Genomic DNA, 20,930 nt, shown 5'->3' on the forward strand with positions numbered 1-20,930 from the left:
TGCTCCATAAAACCGGTTTATTCAGCGAACAACGCATCAACGAAAGTCTCAGCATCAAAACTGCGCAGATCATCAACCTGCTCACCAACACCGATAAAGCGAATGGGAAGCTGCAACTGACGGGCAATTGCGAAAACAATACCACCCTTAGCGGTGCCATCCAGTTTTGTTAAGGTAATCCCGCTAACACCGACAGCCTTCTGGAACACCTGAGCCTGGCTCAGGGCGTTCTGCCCTGTACCGGCATCCAGTACGAGCATCACTTCGTGGGGGGCGGTGTCGTCCAGTTTTTTCATGACCCGGACGACCTTTTCCAGCTCGCTCATCAGGTTATCTTTGTTCTGTAACCGGCCAGCAGTATCTGCAATCACAACGTCTACACCACGGGACTTGCCCGACTGTATCGCATCAAAGATCACCGAAGCACTGTCAGCTCCCGTATGCTGGGCAACAACAGGGACATTATTACGCTCCCCCCAGACCTGTAACTGCTCAACTGCAGCCGCACGGAAGGTGTCACCCGCCGCCAACATTACCGACTTGCCTTCGTTCTGGAATTTTTTGGTGAGCTTGCCAATAGTTGTTGTCTTGCCAACGCCATTCACACCAACCATCAGAATCACGTATGGTTTTTCTGCAGAATCCAGAGCCAGTGGTTTTGTAACTCCCCTGAGCAGACTCTGTAGCTCATCACGCAGGGCTTTGCGTAGCGCCTCACCGTCTTTAAGCTGATTGCGCTGAAGTTTCTCTGTCAGCGACTCAATAATTTCCGAGGTTGCAGTCACACCCACATCCGCCATCAGCAGTGTGGTTTCGATCTCTTCCAGCAGGTCTTCGTCAATTTTCTTGCCGACAGAGAACAGATCTGCCATACCTGCACGGGTTTTTCCCAAACCCTGCTTTATCCGCTCAAATACACTTAGCTGAGGCGCAGATTCAGGCTCCTTGGTTTTTTCCGGCTCAGGTGCAGGAGGAACCTCCGGCTCGACCGCTGCCGGCACTTCAACGGTTTCCTCAGGCACGGGCTCAGGGGTGGCCTCTGCGGCTTCCTTCTCAACCGGTGCTACAGGCGCCGGGCCTCTGGCGGCCTCCGGTTTGCGTTGGGGCACAGGCTTCGGCCGCGGGACACGGCGGCGATTGCTGGCAATATCCAGAACAAACACGAACACAAGAAGGGCCAGTAGGCCGACTGAAATCCACTCTGCCGTCATAAAGTCATACCATCAGTCTGAATGGGCGGGACAAATAGAGCGCACATTCTAGCAGAGACTCTGCGGGAAGTGAGGATCGCGTGGATTATCATGGGAGACCCGGTTTCCGCTAAGATACACCGCACACAGTGACCCTGATCCGCTTTCGGAGTTAACAAGATGACGCGCAGAAAGTCCACAGGCCCGCGCCCCGCAAACACACCGGCAAAGAATGCTCCCCGGGGGAAGAGCCGGAACCAGAGCCCAGCGGGCGAACTGCGCATAATCGGTGGCGACTGGCGCAGCCGGAAGCTCAGGTTTCCTGATGCGGGAGGTGTGCGTCCGACACCGGCCCGCACACGGGAAACCCTGTTTAACTGGCTTTCATTTCATCTTGCAGGCCGCGATTGCCTGGATTTGTTTTCCGGTTCGGGGGCACTGGGACTGGAAGCACTGTCCAGGGGTGCGGCACAGGCCACGCTCATTGATAACAACCCCGCCCTTGCAAAAGCATTACGGGATAATCTCCGGCTGCTCGGTTCGGACTCAGGGACCGTAATCTGTTCAGAAGTGGACAGCTACCTCAGCCAGCGGAACCGGCAGCCATTCGATATCATCTTCATGGACCCACCATTTCGGCAGGGCTGGCTGACCACTCTTTTCCCCTTGCTGGACTCCCAGGGCTGGGTAAAGCCCGGGGGCTGGGTCTATGTGGAACACGAGAGTGAAATCCACGCACCGGACGCACCCGCCAACTGGCAATTGCACCGCCAGAAAACTGCCGGCCAGGTTACCTACTGCTTATACCGGGTCGCTCAGGCTGCCGGACGCAGCGAGTAAGCCCGCAGGTGGGCCGCAAAGTCTTCCAGATACCGGATACCACTGGCCTCAGCCTCTTTGCACCATTCCATCAGCGCTTGCAACTTCTCCTGGGGTTTAAGCCCTCGCTGGCGCCAAAGAGCCTGTAGCTCATGGCTTTTCTCGTATATCTGGCGTAAAACGGCATTAGTTTCCAGAACCGAATCCAGAGTTTCCTTTTCGCGCGGTTTGATCAACGTCACCTCACGAGAGAGAAGCTGCTTTAATTTGCCGTAACGGGGACGGATTTCCTCCTCCATCAGGCTCTTTTGCTGACGCAATACCGGTTCAGTTACCCGCTTACGGTACTGACGCATGATATCGAAGCGGTTGTTGGCAATCGCCTGTACCGTCTCTACATCCACTTCCTGTTTTCCCGGAATATAGTGCGCAATTGGCAGGTATCCTTTGGGATTCGCCAGGCCGAACAGCTGGAACAGGCGAATGTAGCCCCAGCCGATGTCCACTTCGTACCAGCGGCGGGAGAGTTTGGATGAATTCGGATACGTATGGTGGTTGTTATGCAACTCCTCCCCGCCAATCAGAAGTCCTAATGGCGAAATGTTGCGGGCATTATCTGCACACTCAAAGTTCCGGTAGCCCATCCAGTGGCCGACGCCATTCACTACACCGGCAGCCCAGAAGGGTATCCAGGCCATTTGCACAGCCCATATCCAGATTCCGTGCACTCCGAACAGCGCCAGATTAATTATGGCCATCAGCACAATGCCCAACATCTTGTAGCGGCTGTATACCTTGCGTTCTACCCAGTCTTCCGGAGTGCGCTGACCATATCTCTCAAGGGTTTCGGTCGTAGCTGCCGAAGCATAGAGCTCGGCACCTTCAAAAAGTACTTTTTTTATCCCGAGCACTACCGGGCTGTGCGGATCCTCAGAGGTTTCACATTTGGCGTGATGCTTGCGGTGGATCGCAGTCCATTCTTTGGTATTCTGCGCAGTAGTCAGCCACAACCAGAAGCGGAAAAAGTGTTTAAGGGCAGGATGCAGATCCAGCGAGTTGTGAGCAGAATGTCGATGCAGGTAGAGCGTCACACTTATAATCGTAATGTGCGTCATGCCCAGAGTTACCAGAACAAGCTGCATTACTGACAGGTCAAGGAGACCGTTAAACCACATAGTAAATCCTCAGATCGAAATGCATGGCGACATCAAGGGCGCCAACAACCTTAACTCTAGCGTACAGGTGTTAGCTAAAACAACAGCCTTATACAGGCTATTTTGTTACTGTTCGCCCTTGCGCTCTATCGCATCCCACAAACCCGAGCGGAGACAGGCTGCGTGCCCGAATTACCCGAAGTTGAAACCACAAGGCGTGGTATTGCGCCGCATTGTGAAGGACAAACCATTGACCGGATCAGGGTGCGCAATGGCAACCTTCGCTGGCCTGTACCAGAAGATATTGCTACGCAAATGGAAGGACAGGTTATCCGCTCGGTGGATCGGCGGGCGAAATACCTGTTCCTTAACCTGGACCGGGGCACAGCCATCATTCATCTAGGCATGTCCGGCAGTCTTCGCATTATCACCGACAATACTCCGGCACTGGCACACGATCATATCGACCTTATGCTGCAATCTGGTGTCATTCTGCGCTTCAATGACCCACGCCGGTTTGGTTGCTGGCTTTGGTCTGATGCGGCAACAACGCATCCGCTGATATCCAGTCTCGGTCCCGAACCTCTGTCAGCCGAGTTCAATGGCGGGATGCTGTACCGCTTATCCCGGAGCAAAAATACTCCTGTAAAATCATTCATTATGGACAGCCACGTGGTTGTTGGCGTGGGTAACATCTATGCCAATGAGGCCTTGTACAAGGCTGGCATCCACCCCCGCCGCAAGGCCGGGCGGATCAGCCTGGACCGCTATTGCCGACTTGCGGAGGCCGTCAAGGAGATTCTGAGCGCTGCAATCCTGATGGGCGGAACCACTCTCAGGGATTTCGTGAACAGCGACGGCAAACCGGGCTACTTCGCCCAGTCTTTACTGGTTTATGGCCGGACCGGTGAACCCTGCCCCGAGTGCGAAACACCCTTAAAAGAAATCCGCCTGAGTGGACGTTCCACAGTCTATTGTCCCCGTTGCCAGCGATAATTGTGCACAGCTCTCTACTCAAACGGTCCCGAAACACAGAATTCGCAATGAAAATGCGTTTAAAAATGCGCAAATATGATTCATAGTTAACAGAGGATTTATACCCGGGAGTTACAATAGGGTTCGATCTTCAAGGTACGAACCCGGTACCGGAGACAGTAACCCGGTGTCAACGGGGCCCAAAAGTTCAGGAGACAGATAATGACTCGCAAGATTTCACGCACTCTGGTGGCCACTGTAGCCGCTTGCCTGCTGGCGTTTGCGTCCGTTGGACACGCTCGCGCAGTTGACGAAAGCCCTTCGGCACTGGCCATGACCGGTGACGCCCTGCTGATTCGCCCGGTTCTACTGGCCACCACGATTGTTGGCGGTGCTGTATATCTGGTGTCCCTGCCATTCTCTTTGCTTGGCGGAAACGCTGAAGAAGCGGGAGAAGTTCTGGTTATGGGCCCGGCAAAAGCAACCTTTGTTCGTTGCCTGGGCTGCACACAGTCAGGCAAAAAACCAGAGACTGTTGAGCAAACCGGTAACTGAGCCTCGCCTGCGATCCTGACATTGCAGGGCATGAGTAACATCCCGGCTTGCCTCTGGCTTGGATCTGCGGCAGCCTGAAGAAAATTCTTCAGGCTGTTTTTGTTTATGATCAACTGGAAGTCTCTCGATACCGTGTTCCTCGATATGGACGGAACACTGCTTGATCTGCACTTCGACAATCATTTCTGGCTGGAACACCTGCCCCGGCGCTATGCCGAGAGGTATGACCTGCATCCTGAGGAAGCCAGGAGCCAGCTGATCAGCATGATTATGGCCGAGAAAGGCACGCTCAACTGGTATTGCACCGATTACTGGAGCGAACGACTCGCCATGGATATCACTAACCTGAAATCAGAGGTCGGCGACCGCATCGGCTATCGCCCCCATGTAGCTGACTTCCTTCAGGCGCTCAAGAAAACCGGTCTGAAATCAGTGATCGTTACTAACTGCCATCCGGATCCACTAAGGCTCAAATTACAGCGTACAGGCCTGGACGCCTTCGTGGACAGCATTGTCTCCAGCCATCAACTCGGCAGACCAAAAGAAGACGTAGAATTCTGGAATGATCTGCATCAGCTTTCACCCTACAGGGCAGCAACAACGTTAATGGTCGACGACAGCTTCCCGGTACTTGAAAGTGCCCGGTCTGCCGGAATAGCCCAATGCCTGGGTATTCTCGCACCAGACAGCAAGCAAGCTCCCCGGGAAACCCATCCGGACATACCCTGCGTCCATCACTTTAGTGAAATCCTGGATTCCATCTTCCAGCAAAGACCCCTCCATCCGCAGGGGTCTCCCCAGCAGAACAGCCCCCTGCCATCTGCAGGCTGAGAGCGCTATAATCCCGAAATACGCCCATCAGGTGAGGAGACATGACGGCATCTACTTCGGACGATCAGCGGGTCAGGCTCGACAAATGGCTCTGGGCCGCGCGCTTTTATAAAACACGCTCTCTGGCCAAAGAAGCTGTCGAAGGCGGCAAAGTTCACTACAACAACCAGCGCTGCAAACCTGGCCGGATAGTGGAACCCGGTGCAACACTCACCTTGCGTTTAGGGTTACTTGAAAAAGTCATCATCGTTGATGATATAAGTGAACGCCGACGCGGTGCACCTGAGGCACAAAAGCTTTATCACGAGACTGAAGAAAGCGTGAAAAAACGGGAAGACCTCTCGTGGCAACGCAAAACTATGCAGGCAGCTCAATTGCCACCAGCCCGGCGACCCTCAAAGAAAGATCGCCGCAATATCCAACGATTCCGTGATCAAAACGGTATCTGAACAAGACCGCTCTGTCGTCATCCATCGATGCAAGCACCCAGTTTTCAGGAGAACCAGCATGGCATCCCGCGATCAGTTCCAGCGCTTTATATTCGAACACAGTCAGGTGCGCGGAGCCTGGGTGCAGCTTGACGAAAGCTTTCGTGAAATTACCAGCCAGGCACCTTATCCGGAGTCCATTCGAGGACTGCTTGGCGAAGCTCTGGTTGCCAGCATTGTGATGAGCAGCAGCCTGAAATTCGAAGGCACCCTGTCCATTCAGGCTCAGGGAGAAGGCCCCTTGCGAACACTGATGGCAGAATGCAGCCACGACCGGAAAATTCGTGGTCTGGCCCGGTTTGATGAGCACGCAATAAGCGAGGAAAGCTTTCATGACCTCCTGGGCGACGGACGCATGGCCATCACCATTACCCCACAGCAGGGCAACCGCTATCAGGGAGTGGTCCCCCGGGAGCGCGACAGCCTCGCGGGCTGCATTGAGGAGTATTTCGAGCGTTCAGAACAGATTCCGACCAGCCTGTTCCTGTTTTCCAGCGAGCATGGTGCCGCCGGCCTGATGCTTCAGCGCCTGCCCGGGGCCACCGACGAAGACAACGAGCTCTGGGAGCGGGTTAATCACCTCGCACGCACTGTAGAACCTGATGAACTTCTGGAACTGAACAGCGAAACCTTGCTGCACCGCCTGTTCCACGAAGAAACCGTGCGCCTTTTCGACCCTGAAAACGTGGCTTTTCACTGCAGCTGCTCCACAGAAAGAACACTCAACGCGCTTGAAGCCATTGGCAAAGAAGAATGCTACAGCATACTGGAGGAACAGGGAGCCATAGAGATGGATTGCCAGTTCTGCCACGCACACTATCGGTTCGATAGAAATGATATTGACCATCTTTTCACTGGCCATACGCTACACTAGGCTGGCTTAGCATTCTGACAGAACGCCTGCAAACACTAGATTTCTGTGGCAGTCGTTTTTTATTGGCGCATCTGGCATAATGACGCGCCTGAATTGACCCGATTGTTCAGTTTTCCGCCAGCTTTCAGAGGCGGCCTGAGCAGTCACTAAGACATCCCGAGGGCGAGGTCGAAGTGAGCAACACTTATAATGATCTGAGTACAGCGCGGCTGGTCGAAGAAGCACTGGCGCGAAATGAAGGCCAGCTAGCTGCCAACGGCTCACTGGTTGTAAAAACCGGAAAACGTACCGGACGATCCCCGATGGATCGCTATATCGTTGAAGAGCCGAGCACCTCTGACGATATCCACTGGGGGCCGATCAACCGTCCTTTTGACGCCGATAAATTCGACGCCCTGTGGGATCGTGTAGAAGCCTACATTGCTGAGAAAGACAGCTTTGTTTCCCAGGTTCACGTTGGCTCCGACCCCGAGCACTATCTGCCGGTCAAAATGACCACCGAGACTGCCTGGCAGAACTTGTTCGGTCGCAACCTTTTCATTCGCCCGGAAGTCTACAACCCGGCTGACAAGCAGGAATGGCAGGTTCTCAACGCTGCCAATTTCGAGTGCGTGCCTGAGCGCGACGGTACCAACAGTGACGGCTGTGTGATCATTAACTTTGCACGTCGCAAAGTACTTCTTGCCGGCATGCTTTACGCTGGCGAGATGAAGAAAGCCATGTTCTCCGTGCAAAACTTCCTGCTGCCGGAAAAAGACGTTCTTCCTATGCACTGCTCGGCCAACGTAGGTGAAGATGGCGAAACCTGCCTGTTCTTCGGCCTGTCCGGCACTGGCAAAACCACTCTGTCTGCGGATCCGCATCGTTTCCTGATCGGCGACGACGAACATGGCTGGGGTCCCGGCACTGTCTTCAACATCGAAGGCGGCTGCTATGCCAAGTGCATTGATCTGAGCCAGAAGAACGAGCCAATAATCTGGGACGCTATCCGTTTCGGCGCAATTGTTGAGAACGTCACCATTGATCCGGAAACCCGCGAGCCGGATTACAGCGACGTTTCCCTGACCGAAAACTCCCGCTGCGCCTATCCGCTTGAGCATGTAGAAAAACGTGTTCTTGAAAACAGAGCCGGTGAGCCGTCTCACATTGTGTTCCTGACCTGCGACATGACCGGCGTATTGCCTCCTGTGTCCATACTGAACCGCGAAGGCGCTGCATATCACTTCCTGAGCGGCTACACAGCGTTGGTTGGCTCTACGGAAATGGGTTCATCGTCCAAACTGAAGTCTACCTTTTCTACCTGCTTTGGCGCGCCATTCTTCCCTCGTCCGGCTGGCGTATACGCCGAACTGCTCATGAAGCGTATCGATGAGTACGGCAGCAAGGTCTTTCTGGTCAACACCGGCTGGACCGGTGGCCCGCACGGCGAAGGCACTCGCTTCAGCATCCCGACAACCCGCGCCATCATCAGCGCCATCCAGAACGGCGACCTTGACGATGTGGAAACCGAGCACCTGTCTACCCTTAACGTAGACGTGCCCAAACACATACCGGGTGTAGACTCAGGCCTGCTGAACCCACGTAATACATGGGCCAGCACCGACTACTATGACGAAAAGGCCAGAGAACTCATCACTCAGTTCGTAGAGAACTTCAAGAAATTTGATGTCTCCGATGCAATTGTAGAAGCTGGCCCCAAGCTCTGATTCTGCCAGCTAAAAAAAAGCGCCGTGTTTTCCCACGGCGCTTTTTTTGTATCTGACTGCCGGCCCTCACTGTTACAGAAGGAACCCACCAGCCATAACCTGCTGTGATGCCAGGATATGGCTCACAGGTGCGGCGGTTTATTGGCTGCGGCGCGCTCAGCCCGCCATTCGGTGAGAGTCTGGGCCGCTTTTTCCCCTTCCAGCGACCCTACGACTTCAAAAAAATCACTACGCAGCGGATCACTTGTAACCTGCTCTCTTTTTTTGCTGCGTACCACGTATACCGTCTGCAAATTCTGATGATCAAAAGCACGCCATTGCTGACGATCCTTGAGCAGAGTGAATTCATGCCCCTCCAGTGCTTTGATCAGGCTTTGAGTATTGGTCGTGCCTGCACGCTCTACGGCATCCTTATACTGATAGACAATGCCATAGGCTGTAGCGGCAGTAGACGTAGGCCTGACGTCATATGCCGCAGTAAATGCCTCAGCAAACTGCTGGCCCCGAACAAAACCCAGTTGATAGGGGATCATCCACTCCCAGGGGGTCGTAGAAATAACATCTTCCATGATGGTAGCTCCCACATTCTGGGCAATTCCTAGTGTGATATTGGGCAAGACAACCTTCATCTTGTCTTTGATACCCATCTCATAGGCAACCTTGAGAGCCCTCACCAGGTCATCACCATATAAAACCAGAATCAGTATGTCGGCCCCACTTGCCTCCGCTTTGACAAGCGCTTCCTTGAAATCTTTGATGAATGCTTTTGGGAAGGGAGTCAGGGCATGAGGGTGAGCTTGCTTGTCAGAAGTATTTGTAAATTCGCGGATAGACTCTTCTGAAGACCAGCCCCAGGTATAATCGGCCGTTACATAAAAGTATTTGGCATCACCAAACGTCGAGGTCAGATAACTTCCGAGGGCATTCGCTGTCATCCAGGCATTAGGATACTCGCGAAACATGTGGTCGTGACCTTCACTGCCTGTAGTGGCATTTGCAGAAGTTGTTGTACCGAAATAGAGACGACCCAGTTTTTTTGCAACCTTACCGGAGACAATGGTTACGGCGCTGGAAGCTCCGCCAAACACCATATCTACCTTTTCCTTCCTGATCAGCTCCTCGGTATTGGCAGCGCCGCGTTCAGGAGAACCGGCCGTATTACGAATAACCAGCTCAACTTTTTTCCCGAGTATTCCTCCGGCCTTGTTTATCTCATCGACGGCCAGAAAAGCTGCCAGCCTTTGTTGCTGTCCAAGGTCTTTATAGCGTCCGGACTGAGGGTAGTTAAATCCGAGCCTGATGGTATCCGCTAATAGCGAAAAGCTGCAAAATAGAAGTACAAATCCTGCAAGTACACTTGCGCTCCGTTTCATTTTTATAGTCCTTAACGCACTTGATATTATATTTATAGCGGGTGACTATATCCTTGTGCGGATCAGAAATTGAGGAATGTTAAGTTAAGAATGTCGTGGTTCTTGTAAAAAAATGTAGGCAGCCGCCTGGCTGCAGCCACCATGGACAAAAAACAAAAAAGGGATACCCGATGCGAAAACCTGAACTCGCGGCGACAATCGCCGAACAGACCGGCCTCTCCCGAGAAAAGGCCAACGAAGTGATTACTGCATTTACGGACCAGATTTCAGCTGCCGCGGCACGGGGTGAAGACACTACTTTGATCGGCTTCGGCACCTTCAGTATCCGCGCGCGGGAAGCGCGGGATGGCAGAAACCCTCAAACCGGAGCACCTATGCGCATTCCCGCCAGCAAAACCGTCGGGTTCAAAGCAGGTAAAGCGCTGAAAGATTCGTTCCGCTAAGCATAGACCCGCCCGTTCCCGCGGGCGGGTCTATGGCTTCAGGCCCCGGCCCAGGCCGCCTGCCCTTCTACCAGAGTAAGCCGCACCACGCCGGGTAATGGCTGGTTCAGGACAGGTGCGTGACAGCCTGCAGAGATCAGGGAGTGGCGGTCCGCAGTCCAGTATGCGGCGGGGTCAAACACACACAGATCAGCAACATCATTGTTACTGATCGTCGCAGTCCGGCCGATTACAGATGCCGGCCCGGTGGTAAGGCCACGAACCAGCTCAACCAGCTTGAGTTCACCACGCTGAACCAGCATCAGCCCCAGCGAAAGTACGCTCTCTACACTGGAAAGACCGGGTTCAGTGGCGGGCAAAGGTGCCTGTTTGGCAGCGCTGTCGTGGGGGAGATGCTGGCTCACAATCGCATCAATCACTCCTTCGCGGACACCGGCAATCAAAGCCTTACGATCCGCTTCAGAGCGCAGTGGCGGGCGCAGATGGAAACGACTGTCAAAACCTGCCAGCGCGTCTTCTGTAAAGACAAGCTGATGCATGGCCACATCGGCCGTCACGGCAATTCCCCGGCTGCGGGCATCGGCAATCATCTCAACACTGCGCCCACAGGACAATTGGCTCAAATGGAGACGCACACCGGTTTCCTCCGCCAGCAGAAGCATTTCCATAACTGATGCAGTTTCTGCCACTTCAGGAATACCCAGGAGGCCAAGACGGGCGGTAACCAGGCCATCATGCGCATAGCCGTCTGCCGCCAATGACTGGTTTTCCGGACGAAACATCACGGTCAAACCAAAGGTCTGGGCATAGGCCATACAGCGGCGGAGTATGCGCGCATTACGCACCCCCCGGGATCCATTGCCCAGGGCAACACAACCCGCGGCAGAAAGACCCTCCATATCACTGAGCATCTCACCTTCCAGCCCCCGGGTCACCGCTCCCACAGGAAACACGCGGACAGGGGAGTTGGTAGCCGCACCATCCCGGATCAGATGAGTAACAGCCCTGGAATCATTCACCGGGGAGGTTTCCGGAGAAGCACAGACAGTCGTGAACCCACCCCGTGCAGCTGCACGGGTTTCCGAGACTATATTACCTTTCTGACCATTGCCCGGCTCCCGCAGGTTACAGCACAGATCCACAAACCCCGGAGCAATCACACAGCCTTCAGCATTATAGGTCTGGTCGGCATCGGCATTTACCGCCGCTGCACCTTCACCCGCAATGCGTCCGTTGCGAACCAGCAGTGCACGGTTTTCCGTTTCACCGCCATGGCCGTTCAGTAGCCGGCCGCCAATGATTTTCAGGCTAGCGCCGGAGGAATGCTCATTACCACTCATGCCAGGCCTCGCTCAGTCTGTTCAGTCAGTTTCTGCTGCCGTTCTGCTATCTGCCCACCCATCGCCATGGACATCACCGCCATGCGGATCGCGATGCCATTGGTCACCTGGTTCAGGATGACCGATTGCGGGCCATCCGCCACGGCGGATTCGATTTCCACGCCGCGGTTAATCGGCCCGGGATGCATCACAATGCACTCGGGATGTGCCAGAGCAAGTTTTTCCTGACTCAATCCGTAAAGCCGGTAAAACTCTCGCTCACTCGGCAACAAGGCCCCCTCCATACGCTCCTTTTGCAAGCGCAGCATAATCACCACATCCAGATCTTTCATACCTCTGGTCATGTCGTATTCCACGGTGCAGCCAAGGCTCTCAACATCATTCGGCAACAGGGTTCCAGGCCCGATAACACGGATCTGGTCGGCGCCCAGCTCATTCAGTGCCCGGATCTGGGAACGAGCAACCCGGGAGTGCAGGATATCCCCTACAATCGCCACTTTAAGCCCTTCAAATGCGCCCTTGTGCTGGCGAATTGTCAGCATATCAAGCATGGCCTGAGTGGGGTGGGCATGGCGGCCATCACCGGCGTTGATAATGGCGACTCCGGGTGTAACGCTCTCAGCAATAAAATGCGGCGCACCGCTCTGGGCATGACGTACCACAAACATGTCGCTGGCCATAGCTTCAAGATTCAGAAGCGTATCTGAAAGCGATTCACCTTTAGAGGTGGCGGATGTGCTGATATCAAGGTTGAGCACGTCCGCGGAAAGCCGCTTAGCGGCCAGCTCGAATGTGCTGCGGGTGCGAGTGCTGGATTCGAAGAACAGGTTGACCACAGTTCGCCCTCTGAGCAGAGGCACTTTCTTGATGGTTCGTTCACCCACTTCGATAAATGAATCTGCAGTATCGAGAATGTCAGTGAGCAGATCCCGGCCCAGGCCATCCAGAGTCAGAAAATGCCGCAACTGGCCGTCCCGGGTTAGCTGCAGATGGTTGGGGGAAGCTGCGTTTGCGGTCATGGTTTGCCTGCTATCGATGTTCGGGAGTTTACTGTCCGGTTTCCTGGATTTCGATCCGGAGCGGATCCGGGCCGCGAAGCTTTACGCGCTGCTGCGCGTCAAGTACGAGTGTCTGCCCCGCCACATCGGGCTGAATGGGCAGTTCGCGCGCACCAAGATCAATAAGGGTCGCAAGTATAATACTGGCTGGCCGGCCATAATCGAATAGTTCATTCATCGCTGCACGTATGGTACGGCCACTCATGATTACGTCGTCGACCAGGATAATATCCCGGCCTTCGGTATCAAAAGGCAGGCTTGAGGGCGTCACCTTCGGATTCAGTCCAATCCGGCTGAAATCATCCCGGTAGAAAGAGATATCCAACTGACCAAACGGCTCTTCAATGCCGAGACGCTTACCCAGGATATCGGCCACCCAGACTCCACCGGTGCGGATACCAATCAGCACCGGTGACTCGATACAGCGCTCCGCAAGCATCTGGCGCAATCCGTTTTCCAGCTCATCCAGCAGCCGGTCTATATCAAGCAATGCACTCATTACTTCCTCGCTTCTCTATTCTGCTTGCAGCCGACACCAGGTTTCCAGTATCAGCACTGCTGCACGATCATCTACTCCGTGCCGGCCATAATCCCGGCTGCCACCAGCAGCCATTACCTGGCCCTTGGCTTCGTAGCTGCTCAGACGCTCGTCCACCATTTCTACCGGTACATGAAAGCGACCATGCAGGCGTTTACCAAATTTTCGCGCACGGCCACACATATCATTTTCGCTGTCGTCCATGTTCAGAGGAAGACCTACCAGAAGGATATCCGGCTTCCACTCCGCCAGCAGTTTTTCAATCTGGCCCCAGTCGGGCGTTCCGTTGTCAGCGGCTATCAGGGCCAGCGGCTGCCCTGTCCCCAGCATCTCCTGACCGGTAGCCACGCCAATACGGCGCAGCCCGAAATCAAAAGCCATAACACTGCGGCTGCCAGGTTCAGGCATGCCCCACCGTCTCACTGAGCTGGTTCAAGTCAATGCCGATCAGCCTGAGGACAGCACTGTAGCGTTCGGACCAGGGTGTTCGGAAGAGGATGTCTGTAGTGGCAGGACAAGTCAGCCAGGCATTACTCCCCAGCTCATCTTCCAACTGCCCCTCACCCCAGCCGGAATAGCCCAGAGCCATAAGAAACGCATCCGGGCCCTCGTTGTTGCCGATAGCAGCAAGTATGTCGCGGGAAGTAGTGAGCATAACGTCATCTGAAACCCGGGCTGTGTTCTGCCAGCTGGCACCTGGCGAATGCAGAACAAAACCACGCTCCGTCTCAACCGGACCACCACAGAACACTGGCAGATCGAGCTCGCCCCCCTGAAGATCGAGCTGCTCCAGTATTTCCCCGAGATGGATGTCCAGAGGCTGGTTGATCATCAGCCCCAGAGCCCCATCGCTGGAGTGCTCACAAAGATATATAACTGCACCATGAAAGCGTGGGTCAGCCAGGTACGGAGAGGCCACCAGAAAGTGATGTCGCAGGCTTTGAGGAGAATGCTTTGATGCCGTCATCCGGATGTCAGACCCCGCTGCTGGAAAGACCAGGTACGTATGATTTCCAGCTCATCCACTTCATTACGCATCTCCTCTGGAAACGGCGCAAACGGTGCAGCCATCCGGACGATACGAATCGCTGCATCATCAAGCAGAGTACTCCCGGATGACTGCAGTATGGAAACCTCTTTGATTGTGCCATCTTTCTGCATGGAAACCAGCATTCGCAAGGTGCCATAAACCCCGGCACGGCGGGCTTCGGTGGGGTAATTGATGTTCCCGACCCGCGTCACCTTGCTGACCCAGTTCTGCACATACCAGGCATTGGTTGACTTCAGTGTGGAGGCCGCTGTTACCCGCATCACTCTCGGTTTTCGCGCATAAGCCTGCCGCTGGGCGTCAAACCGGGCTTCAAGGCTGGCGATTTCCAGGCTGCGCTCCATCAGGCTTTTCTTCTCCCTGACCGGCAAAGGCTCATCTTCCGGTTTTGTGCGCTCTTCCGGCACCTGAACCTGATGACTCGACTTGCTTTCGGTTTGCACAACCGTCTGCTCCTGGCGGAGAACCGGCTCGGTTTGGGCCTGTGGCTCGGGCTGTACCTGAGCCACCTCTGTCTGACTGACTTCCGAGGGCTGGGGCGTTGTCATCTCCAGGACTTCTTCCTCGGTACCACTGCCCTGCTGACTTGTCTGGGCCAGAAAGTCCGCCTTCTCAGGTGCCTCCTCGTCGTCAAATTGCGACAGGGTGATCTCCATCGTCTGGGCAGAGGATCGCGGAGGCTCCGGCGCAAAGGTAATTCCCAGCACCACAACCGCATGCACCACCAACGCCATGAACAGCGTGAAGGAAAACCTGTCAAAATCACTTACCTGCACTGCCATTACCGCGTCCGTTCCTGTCGTTTGCCCTGATCCATCATTTCCCCGTCAGCCCTGCGTAAGACGTTTCTCGACGGCGTCCATCAGCATACCAGCAATGTCCGTTCCGAAAGCATCGTCGAGCTCGCGGACACAGGTCGGGCTGGTCACATTGATTTCCGTGAGATAATCGCCGATCACATCCAGGCCTACAAACATCAGTCCTTTTTCTTTGATCACCGGAGCAACCCGCGCACAGATCTCACGATCACGGGCTGTAAGCTCACGACCCTCGCCTCTGCCACCGGCAGCCAGATTGCCGCGATTCTCGCCTTGAGAAGGAATTCGTGCAAGAGAATACGGCACAGCTTCACCGTCGATCATCAGAATGCGTTTGTCGCCATCGCTGATTTCCGGAATGTATTTCTGGGCCATGGCCTGGTGAGCGCCGTAGTTGGTCAGGGTTTCAATAATCACACCCAGATTGAAGTCATTTTCTTTCACACGGAAAATCGAGTGACCACCCATCCCGTCGACCGGTTTCATAATAATATCGCGATGCCGGGCGTAAAACTCCCGGAAACGCTTCGATGACCGGCTTACCAGCAGAGGCGGCGTCAAATCTTCAAACTGCGTTGCAAACAGCTTTTCGTTACAGTCCCGCAAAGTTGCTGCAGGGTTAACCACCAAAGCGCCCTGCTGCTCTGCCGATTCAAGAATATAGGTAGCCATCAGGAACTCGCGATCTACAGGCGGATCCTTACGCATCAGGATCACATCCAGGTCACCCAGGGCGCGATCTCTGGCTGGACCGAAACTGTACCAGCTCTCGGGATCCATGTGCACAGTCAGGCTGCGCGTGTGAGCCATGGCCTTGCCGCCGTCCAGGTACAGGTCAGGCAATTCCATGTATTCGATTTCCCAACCACGATTCTGAGCCGCTAACAGCATCGCCAGTGAACTGTCTTTTTTGAAATGGATATCCTTGATCGGATCCATCACGATCCCGAGTCGAACTGTCATAATGCCTCTCTGGCGCTTTCAAGGGTTAAAAACACGAACCGGTCTGCAGAGTGAACCGGACAATAAGTGCTATGCTGAGAAACCAGATGGTATTGTACCCGAGCCGTGAATGCATCCGCAGAAATCCTTGGTCAATTACGTGATGTTTCAGGCAGAAGTACATTTGGTCACAAAGTAATACTTTTTATCGAGCCATCGATAATCTATAAATGGGCGGGGTTTCTAGAACAACTTTATGGTTTGTGCTAAAAACCTTCGTTTGAAAACAATGACAGTCGCTGAGCGCAAGGCACCTGGATAATGGATGACAACTTCGAGAACTTGAAGATCATGGTGATCGACGACAGCAAAACCATCCGTCGCACCGCAGAAACTCTCCTGAAAAAGGTCGGTTGTGAGGTGATCACCGCGACAGACGGTTTTGATGCTCTGGCCAAAATTGCCGACTCACAGCCGGATATTATTTTTGTGGATATCATGATGCCCCGCCTGGATGGCTACCAGACCTGCGCGCTCATCAAGAATAATTCCTCTTTCAAAAAGACGCCGGTCATCATGCTGTCCAGTAAGGACGGGCTTTTCGATAAAGCCAAGGGGCGCATCGTAGGCTCTGACCAGTACTTGACGAAACCATTCAGCAAAGATGAGCTGCTCAATACGATTCGTCATTATATTCCCGTGACGTCACAGTAAACCTGCTGACACAAAGAAACATCGAGGAACTCATGGCTCGCATTCTGATTGTTGACGACTCTCCTACAGAGGTTAAGAAAATCTCCACCATTCTGGAAAAGCACAAACACGACGTGCTTACCGCCGATAATGGCGCCGATGGTGTTGCCAAAGCGCGTGCCGAAACTCCGGACCTGGTGCTTATGGACGTGGTTATGCCAGGTCTCAATGGGTTTCAGGCAACCCGTCAGTTGACCCGGGCACCGGAAACAGCATCCATTCCAGTGATCATTGTGACCACCAAGGATCAGGAAACCGACCGCGTGTGGGGCACCCGCCAGGGCGCCAAAGGGTATCTGGTCAAACCGGTTAACGAAGACGACCTGATCAAGACCATCAACAGTCTGATTGCCTGATCCCCAAATCGTGGAGTAAGCATGTCCGCCCAGGTCGCCCCTTTTGAAGTTCTGAAGGATATCGCCCAGCGCAGCCGGTCCATGGCTGCGGGCCTGCCTGAACAGCAGGAAGCCGTAGAACTGTGGAACGGCATCGGTTTTGTTCTCGCAGGTGAACGTTATGTGGCCCCCATGGGCGAGGTCACTGAAATACTGCATGTTCCCCGGTTTACGCATATTCCGGGAGTGCAGCCATTTCTGATGGGTGCTGCCAACGTTCGCGGGCGCCTTCTGCCTCTGGTAGATCTTGCCGGATTTTTTGAAATACCCCGATCGTCTCGCAGCCAGCGGGAACGGCGGGTGCTTGTGGTGGAGCACGGTGATCTTTTCAGCGGCCTGGTCGTCGATACCGTGCTCGGCATGCAGTACTTTGCAACCGACAGTTTCAAGGCAGCGCCAGCTGGTGTGCCTGAAAACGTTCAACCGTTTGTCGCAGGCGGATATGAACGAAACGAAGAAGTCTGGAAAGTGTTTTCCGCCATCGACTTGCTCGAAGACGAACGCTTTCTCGACGTCGCACAGTGGTAAGGGTAGTGACCGTGGCAGGACACACACTCTGACTGCCTGAAGCTTGATTAAAAAAACATTTGCCAAATTCTTGTAGAGGCCGGGAGCCAGAAAATGAAAAACAGAGCCGGAAGAATCGGTATGGGCCAGGGAGGCAACAAACTCGTTGCCGGCCTGATTGCCTCGCTGATCGCACTCACCGTCCTGCTCGTTGTGGTCCTGTTTATAGTTAACAGTGACAGCCAGAACGATCAGGAATACATAGCCAACGCCGCAGAACTCAGGGTGCTTTCGCAGGAAATCGCGAAAAACGCGACGGAAGCCGCCGGCGGTACCGCCGAGGCATTCGACCAGCTGCGCCGCTCCCGTGATGAATTCCAGCGGCTCTGGACTAACGTGACCGACGGTAACCCGGCAACCGGCCTGCCGCCCAGCGAACTGGCCCGCGACAGCGGCGTTCAGCAGCACTGGAACACGGTACGTGAGAATGCTGACAGTATTCTGAGCACTCAGGACGCCGTACTCGGCCTGCACGAAGTAGCGCGAACGCTGAACGAAACTATTCCTCAGCTCCAGGTCGAATACGACGATATCGTACAGATCCTTCTGGACAATGATGCTCCGGCTGAACAGATCGCACTGGCACAGCGTCAGTCGCTACTGGCAGAGCGTATTGTTCGCTCGGTAAACAACGTACTTTCCGGTGATGAAGACGCCGTTATCGCTGCCGACCGGTTTGGCCGGGACGCCAGCTTGTTTGGCCGTGTACTGGATGGCCAGCTTAACGGCAATCAGGCCATGGGTATCTCCCGGGTAAATGATGAAGATGCAATCTACGGCCTGGAAGCTGTTGATGAATTGTTCGAGTTCGTTTCCCAGAACGTAGACGCTATCCTCGAGGCCTCTCCCGACCTCTTCAAGGTACGTACTGCAGCCAGCGACATCTTCCAGAACTCCGAGATCCTGCTGTCCGAACTCTCCGTTCTGGCCGAAGATTTACGTGGCGCCAGCGACTCGCGGGTTGTCAGCCCAACACTGGCTTTCATTATTCTGGCGGCCATGGTTGCCATGGTTGTATTTATCGGCCTGGCCCTCTACCGGGAAGCCCAGGGACGTCTTGCGACTACTCAGGAACAAAATGAGCAGAACCAGAACGCGATCCTGCGACTGCTGGACGAACTGGCTGACCTCGCCGACGGTGACCTTACCGCAGAAGCCACGGTAACCGAGGACTTCACCGGTGCCATTGCTGACTCCATCAACTACGCGATCGACCAGATGCGCGGACTGGTACAGGCAATTCGTGGTACAGCGGTACGTGTGGCCTCGGCGGCACAGGAAACCCAGTCTACTGCGATGCACCTGGCAGATGCTTCCGAGCACCAGGCCCAGGAAATTGCCGGCGCTTCAGCAGCGGTTAACGAAATGGCTGTATCCATCGACCAGGTATCGTCTAACGCCGCGGAATCTTCTGCGGTTGCGGAGCGCTCGGTTGCTATCGCCAAGAAAGGCGCCGAAGTGGTACAGAACACCATTCGCGGCATGGATAATATCCGTGAGCAGATTCAGGAAACATCCAAACGGATCAAGCGTCTGGGTGAATCTTCCCAGGAAATCGGTGATATCGTATCCCTGATCAACGACATTGCCGACCAAACCAACATCCTGTCCCTGAACGCCGCAATCCAGGCCTCCATGGCTGGTGATGCAGGCCGGGGCTTTGCGGTAGTTGCGGACGAGGTTCAGCGTCTTGCGGAACGTTCCTCTGCGGCAACCAAGCAGATTGAAGCACTGGTTAAGACGATCCAGTCTGACACCAACGAAGCCGTTATTTCGATGGAACACACCACGGCCGAGGTAGTTCGTGGTGCACGTCTGGCACAAGACGCGGGTATCGCCCTCGAAGAAATCGAGAACGTATCCATGAGTCTTGCGGAGTTGATTCAGAACATCTCCAACGCCGCACGTCAGCAGTCATCTTCTGCGGCACACATCTCCAATACTATGAACGTTATCCAGGAAATTACTTCCCAGACTTCGTCCGGTACCAACGCAACCGCCAAGTCTATCGGGAATCTGGCAGAAATGGCGTCCGAGCTGCGGTCCTCCGTTGCCGGTTTCACATTGCCTGATGAAGACCTGGCAGACCAGGAGCAAGAGGAAGACAGCAACGTTCCGGTGGTGGGCTGACACACAGCCCGGGGCTAATGGCGGTTTATGTCTGAGCTTCATAACACTCCGTCACCCGCCGAAAGCACTTGGCTTCTGCGCCGACTTCCTGACATGGACGAGGCGCAGTTCAACCAGTGGCAGGTACTACTGGAACATCGCACAGGTATGACGCTGCCTGCAGAGCGCCGCTCGTTTCTGGAAACCAACTTGAGTATCCGGATGCGGGAAATAGGCTGCAGCAGCTATCAGGCCTACTACGAAGCGATTGTCCTGGGGCCGGATGCAATACAGGAATGGTCAATTCTGGTTGACCGGCTGACGGTACAGGAAACCCGTTTTTTTCGGGACCCTGATGCCTTCCGACTAGTCGCTGACTATGTTCTTACACGGCCCAGAGAGCAGCTTCGAAAGCATGCTCTCGAAGCCTGGAGCGTAGGATGCTCCACCGGAGAAGAGCCTTATACGCTGGCCATGGTGCTGAACGAATGTATGCACCAGCTGACACTGCAGCCACTGTATGGCGTAACCGGCTCGGACATCAGTTCGCCGGTAGTCGAGAAGGCCCGGACTGGCCGGTTCAGTGCCCGCAAATTACAGGGCATGGACGAAAGTATAAAAGCCCGGTATTTCCGCCCGGCCGAGCGGAATACCGTTGAGATTATCGATAACATCCGGGAGCGGGTCTGTTTCACCAGGTTGAATGTGTTGGATCTGGATAAAGCACCCATGCACGGGATGAACATTATTTTCTGCCAGAATCTGCTGATTTATTTCCGTCGCTGGCGTCGACGGGACATTGTCAAGCGACTCGCAGAGCGGCTGGCGCCCGGGGGATTACTGGTTCTGGGCCAGGGAGAGCTGACCGACTGGCAGCCCCCAGGCCTGCAAAGAGTACCCTCGGAACATGTACTGGCGTGGATAAAGCGCCAGACTGACGAAGAATAACCGGAG

The 20,930-nt window shown here is 54.6% G+C and carries 23 protein-coding genes; 13 read left to right on the plus strand and 10 right to left on the minus strand.

Going from position 1 to position 20,930, the window contains the following annotated elements; all coding sequences use genetic code 11:
- Positions 1-17 precede the first annotated feature (17 nt).
- Complete coding sequence (gene ftsY / locus DS878_RS13805) at positions 18-1,211, minus strand: signal recognition particle-docking protein FtsY (protein ID WP_113816494.1); 1,194 nt, start codon at positions 1,209-1,211, stop codon at positions 18-20.
- Between the two features lie 159 nt (positions 1,212-1,370).
- Between ftsY and rsmD the strand changes: the two genes are divergently transcribed.
- Positions 1,371-2,030, plus strand: a complete 660-nt coding sequence (rsmD, locus tag DS878_RS13810) for a 16S rRNA (guanine(966)-N(2))-methyltransferase RsmD (protein ID WP_113816495.1) — start codon at positions 1,371-1,373, stop codon at positions 2,028-2,030.
- Here the strand turns inward: rsmD and DS878_RS13815 are convergent.
- Positions 2,006-3,184, minus strand: coding sequence for a fatty acid desaturase (locus tag DS878_RS13815; RefSeq protein ID WP_113816496.1), 1,179 nt, complete (start codon positions 3,182-3,184; stop codon positions 2,006-2,008). The two genes, rsmD and DS878_RS13815, sit on opposite strands and share 25 nt — an antisense overlap.
- A gap of 162 nt (positions 3,185-3,346) precedes the next feature.
- Between DS878_RS13815 and mutM the strand changes: the two genes are divergently transcribed.
- From mutM to DS878_RS13845, 6 genes are all read left to right on the plus strand, one after another.
- Complete coding sequence (gene mutM, locus DS878_RS13820; protein ID WP_113816497.1) at positions 3,347-4,159, plus strand: bifunctional DNA-formamidopyrimidine glycosylase/DNA-(apurinic or apyrimidinic site) lyase; 813 nt, start codon at positions 3,347-3,349, stop codon at positions 4,157-4,159.
- Between the two features lie 201 nt (positions 4,160-4,360).
- The gene (locus DS878_RS13825; RefSeq protein WP_113816498.1) at positions 4,361-4,693 is read left to right on the plus strand and encodes a hypothetical protein; all 333 of its coding nucleotides are present in this window, start codon (positions 4,361-4,363) and stop codon (positions 4,691-4,693) included.
- A 105-nt stretch (positions 4,694-4,798) separates the two neighbouring features.
- Positions 4,799-5,524 carry a GMP/IMP nucleotidase gene (yrfG, locus tag DS878_RS13830; protein WP_113816499.1) on the plus strand — a complete coding sequence of 242 codons (726 nt, stop codon included), beginning with the start codon at positions 4,799-4,801 and terminating at the stop codon, positions 5,522-5,524.
- A gap of 41 nt (positions 5,525-5,565) precedes the next feature.
- Positions 5,566-5,973 (plus strand): ribosome-associated heat shock protein Hsp15, encoded by a 408-nt coding sequence (hslR, locus tag DS878_RS13835; protein WP_113816500.1) that lies wholly within the window; start codon positions 5,566-5,568, stop codon positions 5,971-5,973.
- Positions 5,974-6,031: 58 nt separating this feature from the next.
- On the plus strand, positions 6,032-6,886 hold the full coding sequence (gene hslO, locus DS878_RS13840; protein ID WP_113816501.1) for an Hsp33 family molecular chaperone HslO: 855 nt from the start codon (positions 6,032-6,034) through the stop codon (positions 6,884-6,886).
- Between the two features lie 173 nt (positions 6,887-7,059).
- Positions 7,060-8,592, plus strand: a complete 1,533-nt coding sequence (locus tag DS878_RS13845; RefSeq protein WP_113816502.1) for a phosphoenolpyruvate carboxykinase — start codon at positions 7,060-7,062, stop codon at positions 8,590-8,592.
- Positions 8,593-8,714: 122 nt separating this feature from the next.
- Here the strand turns inward: DS878_RS13845 and DS878_RS13850 are convergent, their stop codons facing one another.
- Complete coding sequence (locus DS878_RS13850) at positions 8,715-9,965, minus strand: ABC transporter substrate-binding protein (protein ID WP_113816503.1); 1,251 nt, start codon at positions 9,963-9,965, stop codon at positions 8,715-8,717.
- A gap of 170 nt (positions 9,966-10,135) precedes the next feature.
- On the opposite strand from DS878_RS13850, the gene DS878_RS13855 reads away from it, so the two are divergent.
- Entirely contained in the window at positions 10,136-10,408 is a 273-nt protein-coding gene (locus tag DS878_RS13855; RefSeq protein ID WP_113816504.1) for an HU family DNA-binding protein, read from the plus strand.
- A gap of 38 nt (positions 10,409-10,446) precedes the next feature.
- On the opposite strand, the gene DS878_RS13860 is transcribed toward DS878_RS13855, so the two are convergent.
- The 7 genes from DS878_RS13860 to gshB are packed head-to-tail and all read right to left on the minus strand — an operon-like array spanning position 10,447 to position 16,173.
- Positions 10,447-11,748, minus strand: a complete 1,302-nt coding sequence (locus DS878_RS13860; protein WP_113816505.1) for a dihydroorotase — start codon at positions 11,746-11,748, stop codon at positions 10,447-10,449.
- Positions 11,745-12,767, minus strand: coding sequence for an aspartate carbamoyltransferase catalytic subunit (locus tag DS878_RS13865; RefSeq protein WP_113816506.1), 1,023 nt, complete (start codon positions 12,765-12,767; stop codon positions 11,745-11,747). The genes DS878_RS13860 and DS878_RS13865 overlap by 4 nt, the downstream gene beginning before the upstream one ends.
- A gap of 28 nt (positions 12,768-12,795) precedes the next feature.
- Positions 12,796-13,305 carry a bifunctional pyr operon transcriptional regulator/uracil phosphoribosyltransferase PyrR gene (gene pyrR, locus DS878_RS13870; protein WP_113816507.1) on the minus strand — a complete coding sequence of 170 codons (510 nt, stop codon included), beginning with the start codon at positions 13,303-13,305 and terminating at the stop codon, positions 12,796-12,798.
- A 15-nt stretch (positions 13,306-13,320) separates the two neighbouring features.
- Positions 13,321-13,752: a Holliday junction resolvase RuvX gene (ruvX, locus tag DS878_RS13875; protein ID WP_113816508.1), complete on the minus strand. Its 432-nt coding sequence runs from the start codon at positions 13,750-13,752 to the stop codon at positions 13,321-13,323.
- Positions 13,745-14,311: a YqgE/AlgH family protein gene (locus tag DS878_RS13880; RefSeq protein ID WP_187298796.1), complete on the minus strand. Its 567-nt coding sequence runs from the start codon at positions 14,309-14,311 to the stop codon at positions 13,745-13,747. The genes ruvX and DS878_RS13880 overlap by 8 nt, the downstream gene beginning before the upstream one ends.
- Positions 14,308-15,174: an energy transducer TonB gene (locus DS878_RS13885; RefSeq protein WP_113816509.1), complete on the minus strand. Its 867-nt coding sequence runs from the start codon at positions 15,172-15,174 to the stop codon at positions 14,308-14,310. The genes DS878_RS13880 and DS878_RS13885 overlap by 4 nt, the downstream gene beginning before the upstream one ends.
- A 45-nt stretch (positions 15,175-15,219) precedes the next feature.
- The gene (gene gshB / locus DS878_RS13890) at positions 15,220-16,173 is read right to left on the minus strand and encodes a glutathione synthase (RefSeq protein ID WP_113816510.1); all 954 of its coding nucleotides are present in this window, start codon (positions 16,171-16,173) and stop codon (positions 15,220-15,222) included.
- A 300-nt stretch (positions 16,174-16,473) separates the two neighbouring features.
- On the opposite strand from gshB, the gene pilG reads away from it, so the two are divergent.
- The 5 genes from pilG to DS878_RS13915 all read left to right on the plus strand — a co-directional run bounded on the left by pilG (position 16,474) and on the right by DS878_RS13915 (position 20,924).
- Complete coding sequence (pilG, locus tag DS878_RS13895) at positions 16,474-16,866, plus strand: twitching motility response regulator PilG (RefSeq protein WP_100689151.1); 393 nt, start codon at positions 16,474-16,476, stop codon at positions 16,864-16,866.
- Between the two features lie 32 nt (positions 16,867-16,898).
- Complete coding sequence (gene pilH, locus DS878_RS13900) at positions 16,899-17,261, plus strand: twitching motility response regulator PilH (RefSeq protein WP_072795640.1); 363 nt, start codon at positions 16,899-16,901, stop codon at positions 17,259-17,261.
- Positions 17,262-17,282: 21 nt separating this feature from the next.
- Positions 17,283-17,828: a chemotaxis protein CheW gene (locus tag DS878_RS13905; protein ID WP_113816511.1), complete on the plus strand. Its 546-nt coding sequence runs from the start codon at positions 17,283-17,285 to the stop codon at positions 17,826-17,828.
- Between the two features lie 93 nt (positions 17,829-17,921).
- Positions 17,922-19,997, plus strand: coding sequence for a methyl-accepting chemotaxis protein (locus tag DS878_RS13910; RefSeq protein ID WP_187298797.1), 2,076 nt, complete (start codon positions 17,922-17,924; stop codon positions 19,995-19,997).
- A gap of 27 nt (positions 19,998-20,024) precedes the next feature.
- Positions 20,025-20,924 carry a CheR family methyltransferase gene (locus tag DS878_RS13915; RefSeq protein WP_113816513.1) on the plus strand — a complete coding sequence of 300 codons (900 nt, stop codon included), beginning with the start codon at positions 20,025-20,027 and terminating at the stop codon, positions 20,922-20,924.
- The last annotated feature ends 6 nt before the right edge of the window (positions 20,925-20,930 follow it).

The sequence above is a fragment of the Marinobacter sp. F3R11 genome, assembly GCF_003318275.1.
GTDB lineage: Bacteria > Pseudomonadota > Gammaproteobacteria > Pseudomonadales > Oleiphilaceae > Marinobacter.

Bases quoted from the DNA above. Each gene is read 5' to 3' on its own strand.
- ftsY (WP_113816494.1), bottom strand. From the start codon at position 1,211: ATGACGGCAGAGTGGATTTCAGTCGGCCTACTGGCCCTTCTTGTGTTC.
- rsmD (WP_113816495.1), top strand. From the start codon at position 1,371: ATGACGCGCAGAAAGTCCACAGGCCCGCGCCCCGCAAACACACCGGCA.
- DS878_RS13815 (WP_113816496.1), bottom strand. From the start codon at position 3,184: ATGTGGTTTAACGGTCTCCTTGACCTGTCAGTAATGCAGCTTGTTCTG.
- DS878_RS13825 (WP_113816498.1), top strand. From the start codon at position 4,361: ATGACTCGCAAGATTTCACGCACTCTGGTGGCCACTGTAGCCGCTTGC.
- yrfG (WP_113816499.1), top strand. From the start codon at position 4,799: ATGATCAACTGGAAGTCTCTCGATACCGTGTTCCTCGATATGGACGGA.
- hslR (WP_113816500.1), top strand. From the start codon at position 5,566: ATGACGGCATCTACTTCGGACGATCAGCGGGTCAGGCTCGACAAATGG.
- hslO (WP_113816501.1), top strand. From the start codon at position 6,032: ATGGCATCCCGCGATCAGTTCCAGCGCTTTATATTCGAACACAGTCAG.
- DS878_RS13850 (WP_113816503.1), bottom strand. From the start codon at position 9,965: ATGAAACGGAGCGCAAGTGTACTTGCAGGATTTGTACTTCTATTTTGC.
- DS878_RS13855 (WP_113816504.1), top strand. From the start codon at position 10,136: ATGCGAAAACCTGAACTCGCGGCGACAATCGCCGAACAGACCGGCCTC.
- DS878_RS13860 (WP_113816505.1), bottom strand. From the start codon at position 11,748: ATGAGTGGTAATGAGCATTCCTCCGGCGCTAGCCTGAAAATCATTGGC.
- DS878_RS13865 (WP_113816506.1), bottom strand. From the start codon at position 12,767: ATGACCGCAAACGCAGCTTCCCCCAACCATCTGCAGCTAACCCGGGAC.
- pyrR (WP_113816507.1), bottom strand. From the start codon at position 13,305: ATGAGTGCATTGCTTGATATAGACCGGCTGCTGGATGAGCTGGAAAAC.
- ruvX (WP_113816508.1), bottom strand. From the start codon at position 13,752: ATGCCTGAACCTGGCAGCCGCAGTGTTATGGCTTTTGATTTCGGGCTG.
- DS878_RS13880 (WP_187298796.1), bottom strand. From the start codon at position 14,311: ATGACGGCATCAAAGCATTCTCCTCAAAGCCTGCGACATCACTTTCTG.
- DS878_RS13885 (WP_113816509.1), bottom strand. From the start codon at position 15,174: ATGGCAGTGCAGGTAAGTGATTTTGACAGGTTTTCCTTCACGCTGTTC.
- gshB (WP_113816510.1), bottom strand. From the start codon at position 16,173: ATGACAGTTCGACTCGGGATCGTGATGGATCCGATCAAGGATATCCAT.
- pilG (WP_100689151.1), top strand. From the start codon at position 16,474: ATGGATGACAACTTCGAGAACTTGAAGATCATGGTGATCGACGACAGC.
- pilH (WP_072795640.1), top strand. From the start codon at position 16,899: ATGGCTCGCATTCTGATTGTTGACGACTCTCCTACAGAGGTTAAGAAA.
- DS878_RS13905 (WP_113816511.1), top strand. From the start codon at position 17,283: ATGTCCGCCCAGGTCGCCCCTTTTGAAGTTCTGAAGGATATCGCCCAG.
- DS878_RS13910 (WP_187298797.1), top strand. From the start codon at position 17,922: ATGAAAAACAGAGCCGGAAGAATCGGTATGGGCCAGGGAGGCAACAAA.
- DS878_RS13915 (WP_113816513.1), top strand. From the start codon at position 20,025: ATGTCTGAGCTTCATAACACTCCGTCACCCGCCGAAAGCACTTGGCTT.